The 13,199-nt window shown below is 52.4% G+C and carries 12 protein-coding genes; 8 read left to right on the top strand and 4 right to left on the bottom strand.

Features of this window, described 5'->3' with window-relative positions; translation table 11 throughout:
• Positions 1-13 precede the first annotated feature (13 nt).
• Complete coding sequence (locus tag Q1A69_RS13850; RefSeq protein WP_299586407.1) at positions 14-946, bottom strand: protein phosphatase 2C domain-containing protein; 933 nt, start codon at positions 944-946, stop codon at positions 14-16.
• A 328-nt stretch (positions 947-1,274) separates the two neighbouring features.
• On the opposite strand from Q1A69_RS13850, the gene Q1A69_RS13845 reads away from it, so the two are divergent.
• Together Q1A69_RS13845 and Q1A69_RS13840 are read left to right on the top strand one after the other, a co-directional pair.
• Positions 1,275-2,150, top strand: a complete 876-nt coding sequence (locus Q1A69_RS13845; protein ID WP_299586404.1) for an FHA domain-containing protein — start codon at positions 1,275-1,277, stop codon at positions 2,148-2,150.
• The gene (locus tag Q1A69_RS13840) at positions 2,147-2,404 is read left to right on the top strand and encodes a glutaredoxin family protein (protein ID WP_299586402.1); all 258 of its coding nucleotides are present in this window, start codon (positions 2,147-2,149) and stop codon (positions 2,402-2,404) included. The genes Q1A69_RS13845 and Q1A69_RS13840 overlap by 4 nt, the downstream gene beginning before the upstream one ends.
• Before the next feature lie 195 nt (positions 2,405-2,599).
• On the opposite strand, the gene Q1A69_RS13835 is transcribed toward Q1A69_RS13840, so the two are convergent.
• The gene (locus tag Q1A69_RS13835; RefSeq protein ID WP_299586399.1) at positions 2,600-4,594 is read right to left on the bottom strand and encodes a transglycosylase SLT domain-containing protein; all 1,995 of its coding nucleotides are present in this window, start codon (positions 4,592-4,594) and stop codon (positions 2,600-2,602) included.
• Positions 4,595-4,757: 163 nt separating this feature from the next.
• Here Q1A69_RS13835 and Q1A69_RS13830 point away from each other — a divergent pair, with 163 nt between their 5' ends.
• Complete coding sequence (locus Q1A69_RS13830; protein ID WP_299586397.1) at positions 4,758-6,623, top strand: ATP-binding cassette domain-containing protein; 1,866 nt, start codon at positions 4,758-4,760, stop codon at positions 6,621-6,623.
• A gap of 61 nt (positions 6,624-6,684) precedes the next feature.
• On the opposite strand, the gene Q1A69_RS13825 is transcribed toward Q1A69_RS13830, so the two are convergent.
• Positions 6,685-7,128 carry a universal stress protein gene (locus Q1A69_RS13825; protein WP_299586395.1) on the bottom strand — a complete coding sequence of 148 codons (444 nt, stop codon included), beginning with the start codon at positions 7,126-7,128 and terminating at the stop codon, positions 6,685-6,687.
• Positions 7,129-7,274: 146 nt separating this feature from the next.
• On the opposite strand from Q1A69_RS13825, the gene Q1A69_RS13820 reads away from it, so the two are divergent.
• The 4 genes from Q1A69_RS13820 (at position 7,275) to Q1A69_RS13805 (ending at position 11,540) form a co-directional block, all read left to right on the top strand.
• Positions 7,275-7,799: a hypothetical protein gene (locus tag Q1A69_RS13820; protein ID WP_299586392.1), complete on the top strand. Its 525-nt coding sequence runs from the start codon at positions 7,275-7,277 to the stop codon at positions 7,797-7,799.
• A 214-nt stretch (positions 7,800-8,013) separates the two neighbouring features.
• Positions 8,014-10,698: a type I DNA topoisomerase gene (gene topA / locus Q1A69_RS13815; RefSeq protein ID WP_299586389.1), complete on the top strand. Its 2,685-nt coding sequence runs from the start codon at positions 8,014-8,016 to the stop codon at positions 10,696-10,698.
• On the top strand, positions 10,699-11,184 hold the full coding sequence (locus Q1A69_RS13810; protein ID WP_299586387.1) for a DUF6586 family protein: 486 nt from the start codon (positions 10,699-10,701) through the stop codon (positions 11,182-11,184).
• Positions 11,185-11,285: 101 nt separating this feature from the next.
• Positions 11,286-11,540: a hypothetical protein gene (locus tag Q1A69_RS13805; protein ID WP_299586384.1), complete on the top strand. Its 255-nt coding sequence runs from the start codon at positions 11,286-11,288 to the stop codon at positions 11,538-11,540.
• A 99-nt stretch (positions 11,541-11,639) separates the two neighbouring features.
• On the opposite strand, the gene lexA is transcribed toward Q1A69_RS13805, so the two are convergent.
• A complete protein-coding gene (gene lexA / locus Q1A69_RS13800) occupies positions 11,640-12,245 on the bottom strand; it encodes a transcriptional repressor LexA (protein WP_299586381.1) in 606 nt (201 codons plus the stop codon).
• Positions 12,246-12,409: 164 nt separating this feature from the next.
• Here lexA and Q1A69_RS13795 point away from each other — a divergent pair, with 164 nt between their 5' ends.
• On the top strand, positions 12,410-13,048 hold the full coding sequence (locus Q1A69_RS13795) for a TIGR00730 family Rossman fold protein (RefSeq protein WP_299586378.1): 639 nt from the start codon (positions 12,410-12,412) through the stop codon (positions 13,046-13,048).
• The last annotated feature ends 151 nt before the right edge of the window (positions 13,049-13,199 follow it).

Genomic DNA, 13,199 nt, shown 5'->3' with positions numbered 1-13,199 from the left:
TTTTGTCGCTCGATCAAAGCAGCTGAGATATTCCACCGGCCAGTGCGGCAATTACTCCGCAGGCAATAACTAAAGTCAGGAGCAGGCGCCAGCCTCTGTTATTGGGCGTTTTGAATGGTGTATTTTTTTTGTGAGGCTCTTGCGAAAGGTTTACGGAGGAGTGAATAGCTTGGGCCTCAGACGGAGCGTCGATAACTTGTACGGTGATATTATCTTTGCCGCCAGCATCAAGGGCGGCGTGAACAAGAAGTGCTACGATACGTTCGTTGTCGGTATTCTCGGTAATGATTCGGGCTATTTTTTCACTGGGGACTTCTGAACTAAGACCATCGCTGCAAAGTAGCAACTTTTGTCCGGCGCTCCAACGGTAAGATACTCGATCAACTTCCAGTTTGGGGTTGGTGCTGCCGCCAATACATCGGGTGATCACGTGGCGGTTGGGGTGTGCAGCGGCCTCTTCAGGGTTAATCGCACCGGAATCCATCAGCATCTGGACGTAGGAGTGATCACTGGTTAGCTGGCTCAACTCCCCGCCTTTGTCGCCCTGTGTCCAGAGGTAAGCTCGGCTATCTCCAACCCAATAGATGTGATAGTAATCCCCCTCCTCGGCGAGAACCACCGCGGTAGAGCCCATATTGGCTGTACTGTGTTCGTCTCCCAGGAGTAAGGCGTGGGCTTTTTGCAGGGCCCGCTCATAGTGGCGATCGGTGGCAGCAGATTTTTGAATTTCTTCGACTACTGTCTGGCTGGCTATCTCACCGGCGTGGTGGCCACCCAGGCCATCAGCGACAATCCAAATCCCCTTATCTTCATCACCCCAGTAGGCATCTTCGTTCTGCTCACGCCGATAGCCAGGATGGGTGGCGCCAGCGCTACGCGTAGCACTCGGAGGGCGCTGAACTACTTCGCTGTGCCGCGATACTTCGCGTACTTTGGCTTCACTCACTGGCGTGCAACTACCTGTAATGGTTTCTCATTATAATTGACGGCGGCCGCCGCTATGGCAAAGCCTGTCTTTTCCTTATGGCGCTGCAAGTGTACTTTATCCATCGATGCCTGTAACAGCAGAAATGCTTATCCTTGCCTGGTTAGCATATTAGACTTTTAAGCCATTGTAAGCTGCAAACCGAATCACACGCTGATGATATGCCCCGTGTTAAACTTGGCCCTGTCATTAGTCAGCAAATTTTTACAGTTTTTACCATTAATTGGAGCTTGCCCCCACATTTAGGGTATCCCTTTTTCAATCTCCTTGGGGCTGAGGAGCGAGATCAATGTTCAAACTTTGTGATGTAAATAATTCCGGTCAGAGTGTTTGGCTGGTGCCGCCCGGTGTAACCGTGGGGCGCGACCAAAGCTGTGATCTGTGTATACCAGATGACTCGATAGCGAAGCTGCATTTAAAGATCGCGATTAAAGGGGATCAGCTGACCTTGGCGAATGTCTCAGGTAGCGCTAAGGTTTTGGTTAATGGCCAGCCAGTAGCGTCAATTTGCCAATTAAAACTGAATGATCGAGTGGCAATTGGTACCCGAACGCTACAAATTGTTGATCCCAAGGTAACTAAACTTGCCGTAGGAAAAGCTAAAAATAATGCCTGGGCACTGAGGGCCAACCATAAAGTGATAGCCGGTAAAGTATTCCCGGTAAAAGGGGGGGCGGTGGTTGGACGCTCCGACGAGTGCGATATCACGTTTTCTCTATCGCATCTTTCGCGTCGTCATGCGCGGCTTGAGGTGCGCGAAGGTCTTCTATTTGCGGTCGATCTTGGTTCGGCTAATGGCACTTTCGTCAATGGTCGCCGGATTACAGAAAGTCGTGTACGTCGAGGAGATGAGTTGCGTTTTGACTCTTTGAGTTTTTCGGTAGTGGGGCCTGCAGATGACCTTGATCGAACAGCAGTACGCCCGGCGATTTCATCTCAATTGATGAAGTCCTCAGGGTTTGTCGCTGGTGAAATGTCTGGTGAAGATGTAACCCAAAGGTCTTCGTTCTCAGAGCCGCAGGAGGTCGGACAAAATAGGGAAGGCGACCGGGTGGCGAGGGAGCCAAAGTCCCGGATGTCGTTGAGGGCGATTGGGCTGGCTCTTTTATTGGTTGTGGGCGTTGCCGGTTATTTATGGGTAAATACTCAGGGAGTGTTCGCATGACTCAGCCCCGCGAGCTTATTCTTTACACTACTCTTGGGTGTAGTTTGTGCGAAAAGGCCAAGTTGGAGATATGGCCTTTACTGACTCAGTTTGGGTTGCAGCTACGGGAGGTGGATATTGCCGATAACGAAGCTTTATTTGAGCGTTTTAGCCTATCAATTCCCGTCGTGGGGCTTGGCGACCCGACAGAAGTTTGTACCTGGCCCTTTAAAAAAGAGCAGCTGGAAGAATGGTTGAGCAAGCGGTTGATCTAGGAAGCTCCGAGAGCTCCCAGGTACTCCGCAGCTTTCGAAATTTGTAAGGGTATTTCTCAGAGGCCTTCTTTCGCGATGTGATTCATAGGACAGTGTATAGATCCTAAGTGCCCCGAACAGCTTGATCACCAACTCCATTTAGGGTGCGCGAGTTGCTGTGAAAATTGGGTTATCACTGAGTGTGTCAGATGCTTCCTAGAGCTTACTGCTCGCCTCATTAGCCCGCAGCAGTTGTAATTTTGTCCCACTTCGATAAGCATAAATTACGGTGTAAGCGAGCACGTTCTGTACATACGTTCGCGTTTCGCTGTAGGGAATGGTCTCGATCCAGACGTCGTGGGGAAGGCGCTGGCGGGTCTCCTTCAGCCATTTGGCGACCCGTGTCGGCCCGGCGTTGTAAGCGGCTGCTGCAAGGAAACGGTTGTTATCGAAGCGATGTAACAGGGTGCTCAGGTAAAAGCTGCCCAAAGCGATATTGGTTTTGGGGCTGAGCAAATCCCAGCTGCGGCGGTAGCGAACGCCTGAGCGGCGTGCCGTTGCGCGGGCGGTGGAGGGGAGTAGTTGCATTAGCCCCAGTGCTCCGGAACTGGATTTTGCATCGTGGCTAAAGTGACTTTCTTGTCGGGCGACAGCGTAAATCATATAGGGTTCCAGTGGTGCACTTTGTCGACCGACCTGCGCACTCACACTTTGAACGATATCTGCAAAGGCGAGGGGAAAGCGCAGCTCCAGGTCATCCAGATAATCCGCAGCGAGCACAGACTGGATGGACTTATGATACCAGCCCCAGGCACTGGCCACTTTCCCCGCCGCAAGTAATTCCCCGTGATCCATTCCCTTGGTTGCGTAGTTCCACTCCCTACGCGCATGAAATAGCTCTCCAATGGCTTGCAGTTCGCGAGCTCTTTGCAAGCCGGCACGCTGTGCAATTTTCTGTACCTCCACCGGTGTGATTGGTGCAGGTCGATGTACGAAACTGTAGTTTTGCCCAAGGGCATCGGCGGCAAGGAAGCCGTAATAGCTGCGTTCGCGAGCGGCTTTCCCGTAGAGCATGGATGCCGCTCCAGATTGGGAGTTGCCGTAGAGTTCTACCAGTGAGCGGGCTTTCCAGTAGAGCCAGCGGTCGCGCTGCTGCCGCTTTGGAGGGAGTCGGTCAATCCAGTAGGCGACTTGCTCCCAGTCGAGCTTGCGCAGGGATTGTCGTGCCAACCACTCAATTGAGCGCTCATCGCGGATAGCCTGATTGTTGGTCAGGTTGAGCAGTCCGTGGATATCATCCTGACGAGCGAACTGCCGTGCAAGATGGCGCAACATTTCAGCTTGTTCGCTATCGCTAAACAGGATACTTGCACTGTAGCGCCGCCACGCCTCCTCGGCGATGGAGGCCTCTTTTTGGGCCAAACGATGCAAACCATGCAGAATAAGGTCTCGGTTTTGCTCGGGAGCCTGTAGGAATCGGGAGTAGTTGAGAAGAAGCTTTGGGGATTTATGTACTTCCCGCAGGAGTGTGGCTTTGCGCTTAAAGGGGGGCTCCATTTTTCTGGCAATATAGGTGGCCAGTTCAGGATTGTCTTCCTTGAGGGCGAGCAGGTGACGCGCCCAGCTTTTCTCTTGCGTGAGGCCGCCACTGCGCATCCAGCGAGCGAAGACAGGATCGCATTCCTCAGCTTGGGAGCGGCCAACCAGCCAGAGTTCGTTGATGAGCTGATTGGCTTTTTCTTTATCTCCATGTCGAGATAGGGCATCGGCATGGTAACAGCGCAAAGCTGCGCGACGGTGTTTCTCGGGCTGATAATATTTCAGGTAGGTCTTAAACCGACCCTGTCGGCCAAGCTCTTTGAGTAACCGAATGCGCATCCAGTCACCCAGGGCCGTATTTTGATTGTGGGAAAGAAATCGGTCGACTTCTACCAAGGGTAAATGGCGCAAATTTCTACCAATCGCCCAATAGTCGATGTAGGGGGCCAGGGGGTAATCCGATAATAAGGCTTTCAATTGTTTTAGCTGTTTCTTGTCGCCACGCTGGATGGCGAGCCGGGCTTTTTGCAGTAGCTGACGCTGGCTAGTGGTATCAGTGGCCTGTATTTCCTCTTGTCGTTCTGGCTCCGGCGTTGTTGCCTGGGAGTTGAGACTGATCCAGGCGAGCAGGGAGGCGAGTAGTAGGGGGAGCGCCTTGATGCTAACTGGCATGTCAGATATCCCAATGTTGAGCCTAGTCGCGTAAGTTTACGAGACGGCTTGGCAAAAATGCGTAAAATAGCGAACTTTTCACAGGACCCGTAGCATCATTTTTCGTTTCATTCATTTATCGAGCGAGAATGTTAACCGGGTTTGTTAATTGTAGTGCCTAATTATGTTGCTTCTATTGGATGGGGTCAGTCTTCGCTACGGAGCCCAAATACTCGCTGACAATGTCAGCGCAAAAATTGAACGGGGCGACCGTATTTGCCTTGTAGGGCGCAATGGGGAGGGGAAATCCAGCCTGTTGCGGTTAATTGCGGGTCGAGTGGACCCAGATGCTGGAGAGGTTGTGCGTGCCAGTGGGTTGGTTATGGCAACTCTTGAGCAGGAGTTGCCAGCGGACTGCCCCGACTCCGTTTACCAATATGTCGCCGAGGGTCTGGGGTCTATAGGTCAGGTGTTGGCCGGCTACCGGGACACGCCCTCGGCTGAACTGCAGGCCAAGATTGAAGCGGGACACGGCTGGGATCTCCTGCCCAGGGTTGACAGTGTGCTCGATCGCTTGGGTCTGGACCCGGAGGAGTCTGTGGCGGATCTCTCTGGTGGCTGGCAACGCCGCGCAGCCCTTGCCCGAGCGCTGGTGACGGAACCTGATCTCCTCATCCTCGACGAGCCAACCAACCACTTGGATATTGCCGCGGTGGAATGGCTCGAGGGTTTCTTGGATACCTATAGAGGCGCGCTGTTATTCGTAAGTCATGACCGGGCTTTGGCGCAGCGCCTTTCTCGCACGGTGTGGGATTTGGATCGCGGGTATTTGCGCGTATTCCGCTGCCAATTTGAGCGATACCAGGAGGAAAAGGAAAAACTGCTGGAGGAGGAGGCTCGGAATGAAGCGCTGTTCGACAAGAAGTTGGCGCAGGAAGAGACCTGGATTCGCCAGGGAATCAAGGCTCGGCGCACCCGCAATGAAGGGCGTGTGCGCGCTTTACAGGGGCTCAGGCGCCAGCGAGAGGCGCGTAGAACTCAGCAGGGCATCGCTCGGATGTCCCTCGATAGTGGAGAGGTCTCCGGTAAACTGGTGGCAGAGCTCAGCAACGTCTCTTTTGCCTACCCCAATGAGGCGCCGTTGATCCGAGACCTCTCATTTACTTTAATGCGCGGTGACAAGGTTGGCCTGATAGGTCCCAACGGCGTTGGTAAGAGTACTCTGATTCGGGTTTTACTCGGGGACCTTGAACCGCAATCTGGGCAGGTACGCTTGGGTACCAAGCAGCAGGTCGCCTACTTTGATCAGCGTAGAGACCAGCTGAATCCTGAACTCACCGTGCTTGATAATGTGGGGCAGGGGCGTGATTCAGTTACGGTTGGTGGAAAAAGTCGACACATTATGTCCTACCTGTCGGACTTCCTATTTACCGGATTGAAGGCCCGTACCAAGGTTGGGGCACTGAGCGGGGGAGAGCGTAACCGTGCTCTTTTGGCCAAGCTATTCAGTCAGCCGGCCAATATCTTGGTGCTCGATGAGCCCACCAACGATCTGGATGTGGAAACCCTGGAACTGCTTGAAAAGCTCTTGTTGGACTTCAGCGGTACTGTTTTGCTGGTGAGCCATGATCGGGCCTTTCTCGACAATGTGGTGGATTCGTGTCTGGCCTTTGAGGGGCAGGGCTGCATCCGCGAATATGTTGGTGGATACGCGGATTTTGTTCGTCAGGGAGGCAGTTTCGAGCAGGAGTCTAAAGAGGAAAAACTCTCTGAGAGCAAGGGAAAACCCAAACCTGCTGAAGCGGAGAGCCCCCAGGTTAAGAAAAAGAAACTCAGCTACAAATTACAGCGGGAGCTGGATGGTTTACCGGCTCTGATTGAACAGCTTGAAGGGGAAGTTAACGCTATAGAGACTGAAATGGCCGATCCAGCGTTCTACCAGCAGGAGCAAGCCGGGATGCAGGAGCGATTGAATCTCCTCGCAGACAAGCAGTCACAGCTGGAAGTGGCCTTCGATCGCTGGTCTGAACTCGAGGGGGGCGATGAGTAGGGTCAGGGCAGTTCAGGGGAGTGGTGCTTGCCACCACTCCCTATGACAGGGGAGGTAATCGTTACTCTTCGTCTACATACACCCTGACGGCTAAAACATCGCACTTGGCGCCATGTAAGACGCCATTGGAGGTTGAGCCGAGCAGTAGCGCCAAACCGTGACGCCCATGGCTACCGATAATAATAAGATCGACGTCCAGCTCTTTGGCTAAGCGGTGTATCTCAGTGGATGGCTGGCCCAGAATGACGTGTTGCCGTTCAGTGGGAATATTTAAAGAAAGTGCGGCTTTTTGCAGTTGTTCCTTGGCCTGGTTTTGTAGCTGATCCTGTACCTCTGACAAGTCCATGGGGATATCGCCGCCATAGGCAAATGTCAGGGGCTCAATAGCATGCATTAAACTCAGCTCGGCATTGAATGCCCCGGCCAGGGCCGCCGCCTTTTCCAGTACCTGTGAGGACTCTTCCGAGAGGTCCAGCCCCACCAAAATTCGTTGATATTTCGTCATGATCCATTAACTCCTGCCTTTTCTTTTTGCCCGAAGGGGCTTCTTTCGACAGCCATTTTCAGTCTACCGTAAAAAAAACTGTTTGACATGGATCATATAAGACGACGCAGAATAGGCCGCTTTTTGAAACCCTTTAAGGAATCTTTATGTCCGAGTGGCTTCCGGTAATCATTATTGGCTTTGCTATTGCCCTGGTGCTTGGGCCGGTAATGTGGCTTAAGCCCAGCCAGCGCGACAGCCGCCTGGCAGATTTGCGCGGCCGCGCAGCTAGGCAGGGCATTACCGTACAGATCCAGACGTTACCAGCGGCACTAGGGGAGGGAACAGCAGCGGTGTATTACTACCGATGGGGCGAAAGAAAGCGCTTGCAGATTGGCTGGGTATTACAGCGCCAGCGTATTCTGCACGAATTAAATTTTTCCGGTAGTTGGGATTGGGGCAGCAGTGTCAAGGCACCTCAGGCAGCATGGCCGTATCTGCATCAGTTGTTGAATAGTCTCCCGGCGGATTGTTGCGCAATTATCGCAACCGATGTCGGATTGGGAGTGCAGTGGCGTGAGAATGGCGGGGTAAAGGCTTTTTCTCAGTTGTCGGACAGTTTGGCGGAGTACGCCCCTCTTATAGAGAGTGCTGTCCGCAAAGTTAGCCCGATCAAACTCCCTGAGGACTAAGGCGTTAGCCGTATCACCAGGCGTCTGAAAAAGGGGAAAATGTCACAATTTTGCCCCTGTTGGAGGGTAAAAATTGGCGAATAGACACCAAAAATTGTCAGCTTTGCTTGACCGCGCACTAAGTGAGGCTTATATATTCGCGCAGCGCAGGCCCGATTGAAGGGACTGAAATGCTTTTAAAAGCAGTAAATTTTTCATTTGAAATCAAAGGCTTATGGGTAAATCACTGGTCATCGTCGAATCACCGGCCAAAGCGAAAACCATCAATAAATATCTCGGCAAGGACTTCGTTGTTAAGTCCAGCGTCGGTCATATTCGCGATTTGCCTACCGGTGGGGGCAATAAGCAGCCTGTCGACGCAAAAGAGCGGGCAAGGCGTGCGGCTGAAACACGTAAACTCGCCCCCGAGGCGAAAGAGGCCTATAAGCGCAAGAAAAATCGTGAGCAGCTGATCAAGCGTATGGGTATTGATCCCGATCATGGCTGGCAGGCTCACTATGAAATTTTGCCGGGCAAAGAAAAGGTAGTCAGTGAGCTGCAAAAGCTTGCCGAGAATGCCGATCATATTTATCTGGCAACGGATTTGGACCGCGAGGGAGAGGCAATCGCCTGGCACTTGCGCGAAGCAATCGGTGGTAACGATGAGCGCTATCGTCGTGTAGTTTTTAATGAGATAACCAAATCTGCGATCCAGGAGGCCTTCAAAGATCCTGGGCGCCTGAATATTAACCGGGTACATGCGCAGCAAGCTCGCCGTTTTCTCGATCGCATTGTGGGTTACATGGTATCCCCGCTCTTGTGGGAAAAGGTGGCCCGCGGCCTTTCTGCGGGTCGGGTTCAATCGGTGGCGGTGCGGCTCGTAGTCGAGCGCGAGCGTGAAATCCGCGCGTTCATCCCGGAAGAGTACTGGACGCTTTTTGCTGATACCGAGACCAGCAAAGCCAACAAGCTGCGTCTTGAAGTGAAAAAGCAGGCTGGGGAGGCTTTTCGCCCAACCAATGAAGCGGATGCGAGCCGTGCGGTTAAAGCACTGCAGGGCGGCCAGTTTGTCGTCAGCAGCCGGGACGACAAACCGACAAGCTCCAAACCGGGGGCTCCGTTTATCACTTCGACACTGCAGCAGGCGGCAAGTAACCGTTTGGGCTTTAGTGTTAAGAAAACCATGACCCTGGCGCAGCGTTTGTATGAGGCTGGTCACATTACCTACATGCGTACCGATTCTACCAACCTGAGCAAAGAGGCCGTTGAGTCTGCACGCGACTATATTGGTGAGAATTTTGGGGGTAAATATCTTCCGGAAACAGCGAACAGCTACAGCAGCAAGGAGGGCGCGCAAGAGGCTCACGAAGCAATTCGCCCTTCCGATGTGCGTATTGCCCCAAATATGCTTTCCGGTGTCGAGCGCGATGCGGAGCGCCTTTACAATTTAATCTGGCAGCAGTTTGTCGCCTGTCAAATGACTCCAGCACAGTTCACTTCGACCTCCATTGTGGTGAGTGCCGGTGAATTTGAATTACGTGCTCGTGGCCGAGTGATTCGCTTCGATGGATTTCTTAAGGTTGCGCCCGCTTCCGGTAAGAAAGATGAAGATTTGCTGCTGCCTGACGTGAAGGTTGGGGAAAAGCTCTCTCTGCAACAACTGGATTCGAAGCAACACTTTACCAAGCCGCCAGCACGCTTTAGTGAAGCCGCCCTGGTGAAGGAACTCGAGAAGCGTGGTATCGGCCGTCCGTCCACCTATGCCTCGATTATTTCCACGATTCAGGATCGCGGTTATGTGCGCCTTGAGAATCGCCGATTCTATGCTGAAAAAATGGGTGACATCGTCACCGATCGACTCAGCGAAAGTTTCAAAAACCTGATGGATTATGGTTTCACTGCAAGCCTGGAAGAATCCCTGGATGCGGTGGCCGATGGTGATAAGGGCTGGAAGCAGCTCCTCGATGAGTTTTATCAGGACTTTTCTTCGAGACTTGAGAAAGCCCAATCCAGCGAAGCGGGCATGCGCCGCAATGCTCCGACGGATACGGATATCGAGTGCGATAAATGTGGTCGTCACATGCAGATTCGTACCGGCTCTACCGGTGTTTTTCTCGGCTGTTCTGGCTACGCACTACCTCCTAAGGAGCGTTGTACCAACACCATGAACCTGGTTTCTGGTGATGAAGCTGTCGATGCCGATAAGGATGAGGAGGCGGAATCCCGCCTGCTGCGTGAGAAGCGCCGCTGTGGTAAATGCGGTACTGCCATGGATAGCTATCTGCTCGATGAGCAGCGCAAGTTGCACATTTGTGGCAATAATCCCGATTGTAATGGCTACGAAGTGGAGCAGGGCACATTCAAAATCAAGGGTTATGATGGGCCGATTATTGAGTGTGACAAATGCGGTAGCGATATGCAGTTGAAGTCCGGCCGCTTTGGGAAATACTTCGGTTGTACTAATGAAGCCTGCAAAAATACGCGCAAGCTACTGAAAAACGGTCAACCGGCGCCTCCCAAGATGGACCCGGTACCTATGCCTGAGTTGGCCTGTCAAAAGGTTGAGGATCACTATATTCTCCGCGATGGTGCCTCCGGATTGTTCCTGGCCGCCAGCCAGTTCCCCAAAAATCGTGAAACCCGCGCTCCCCTGGTAAAAGAACTACTGCCTCACCAAAGTGAGATTGATCCGAAGTACAGCTTCTTGTTCGCGGCACCCGCGCAAGACGATCAGGGCCGAGATACTGTAATTCGTTTCAGCCGTAAGACCCAAGAGCAATATGTTCAGTCTGAGGAGGAGGGTAAGGCAACCGGTTGGAAGGCCTTTTACCGCGATGGAGCCTGGAAGGTTGAAGCCGGTAGCAAGACCTCTACGGCCAAGCGGAAACCAGCAGCCAAGAAAGTAGCGGCGAAAAAGTAAATGAGTAACCCCTATACTGGACTCGTCACTTCTGCTCTTCGCAAGAGTCAATTGCTCTCCACGAGCCACTATGATTCCCCTCTTCATCGCCTGGCGCTTGAAGAGGGGGCACTGCTGCAGTTATGGAAAGCCTACCGGGCTTTCCTGGCAGAACTTTCCCAGCAGTTGCAGTTAGGTTTTGAGGCGGAATCCCTGCAGGTTATCGGCGATAGCCTGCAAAGCCAAGGTAGGGCCAGTAGCGAGGTGAGGGAATTACAGTTACTGCTCTCAGAGCCCGAGAGCTGGTTGAGTGCGATGCTGTGCGCATGGAAACAACTTCTGCAGCTTTCTCTGGCCGAAGAAGTGCAAGGACAGGAAAATCTAATCCCGACCCAGAATATTGCGGGCCCTAGGCCAGTTACTCTATCCCTTGAAGTGCTTCTTGAGTGGCATGCCTCTTTGAGTGAACTGGTACGCAGGCAGCGTACTAACCTTGAAGAGTGCTGAGGTCACACAGCGCACTTCCTCTATCTGTTTGCGTCCACTGAAACTTCTAAATTGCCTGTGGTACACTGGGCGCAAACTGATGTGCGGTGAAGGGAAAGCAAATGTCCTCCGAAACTTTTGAGATTATTGAGCTGGCCAATGGCGAGGTGGCATTGCGCCGTGCCGGCCACGAGGAGGACCCTCTGGTGAGCATTCAATTCTCGGCGGAGAGTCTACAGTTTCTGCGAAAGCATAAAGTGGCAGTCGCTCGGGCAATGCTAGAAGCCGGTATTGAAGCTGTGCAAAATCTAGAAGACCTGGAGCCGGGCTACTTCGAGGAGGAGGAATCGATGCCGGTGAATCATACGATTCACTGATCAGAGTATCGGTTAAAACTATTCAACAGCGGCTATAAGCCGCTGTTGTTGTTTTTGGGGGATAGTTTTGGTTTGAGTCCGCAGGCTTTAAGAGGGCACTTAAGGGGTTTGGCGAATAACGCCAACGGCCAGGCCTTCAATGATAAAGTTCTTATCCCGCATATCTACCTGGATGGTCTCAAAATCTTCGTTTTCCGGTAGGAGTTGTACCGTTGCCTGATTGCCCTTGCGGCGGAAGCGTTTTACGGTCACCTCCTCATCAATCCGTGCAACTACAATCTGCCCGTTCCTAACTTGCTCTGTTTTCTGCACGGCAAGGAGGTCGCCATCGAGAATGCCGGCATTGCGCATGCTCATGCCGTGCACTCGTAGTAAGTAGTCAGCCGGCGGATGAAAAAAACTGGAGGGTAGGTCGCAATAATCTTCGATGTGCTCTGTCGCAAGGATGGGGTGACCTGCGGCGACACGTCCGATAATCGGCAGCCCCGACTGGTGATCTGGAATCCGAATACCCCGCGAAGCGCCGGCAACCATTTCAATGGCTCCTTTCCGCGCCAGTGCTTTAAGGTGTTCCTCAGCCGCATTTGGTGAACGGAAGCCCAGTTCTTGGGCAATCTCCGCGCGAGTAGGGGGATAACCCGTATCATCCAGGTAGGCTTTAATCAGCTCTAATACTTGAGTCTGTCGTGCGGTGAGATTGGTCATAGAATTACCTAGCGTTTCTGTATTTTTATACAGGTGCTGGGATTATATACAGATTTGGGGCTCGCGCAATCCTATCACCGGTTCCTGTATGAGCTGCTACAGTGTTTATGAAAACAAGGAATGAAAGAAAAAGTTGAAAGAGCTGACAGCGAGGGAAAGTGATAATGCTGGATGCCAAGGTGGCCGAAGCTTGGAGAGTTCTTCGTATACAGTCTGAATTAGTGGATGGCATTGAGCGTTTAATCGCATTTAGAGGGGCGGTAACGGTATTTGGCAGTGCGCGTTTCTCCGAGCAAAGCCAGGAATATCAACAAGGGGTTAAGCTGGGGAAACTACTGGCTGCGGAAGGGATACCGGTAATTACTGGTGGCGGGCCAGGCCTGATGGAGGCGTGTAACCGAGGTGCTTTCGATCAACCTGGTGCTTCAATTGGTTTGAATATTGAACTGCCTTTTGAGCAGGTGGCCAATCCCTATCAAGATGTTAATTTACATTTTCGATATTTCTTTGTGCGCAAATTTTTATTTGTGAAGCAGGCGCTGGGCTTTGTGGGGTTGCCAGGGGGCTTCGGTACACTGGATGAATTATTTGAGGCGCTCACATTAGTACAGACTAGAAAGGTGCAGCACTTTCCAATTGTTTTAGTTGGAAAACGGTATTGGAGTGGTCTGTATGACTGGCTTGTAGATACGGTGCTAGAGCGGAATTGTATTGATGAGAGAGACCTGCACTTGTTCCAGGTGGTCGACACAGTGGAAGAGGCCGCCGATTTAATTTTGCAGCACATGCGTGGTCCCGGCTAAGCCGTTGGCCTGGGTTTTCAAGGCGCTCAGAGTCTAACTCCGCACAGGAAAACACAGCTTACCGGTGTAGTGATATACATCCCTATTCGGCGGATCAAACAGTGAGTCAGGCGTTTCATCGTTTTGATTAATGACTTCTGGCGATCTCTCG

The sequence above is a fragment of the uncultured Microbulbifer sp. genome, from assembly GCF_947498635.1.
Classification (GTDB): Bacteria; Pseudomonadota; Gammaproteobacteria; order Pseudomonadales; family Cellvibrionaceae; genus Microbulbifer; species Microbulbifer echini.
The sequence above is the reverse complement of the archived record's forward strand: the minus strand, read 5'-3'. Positions and strand labels throughout refer to the sequence as shown.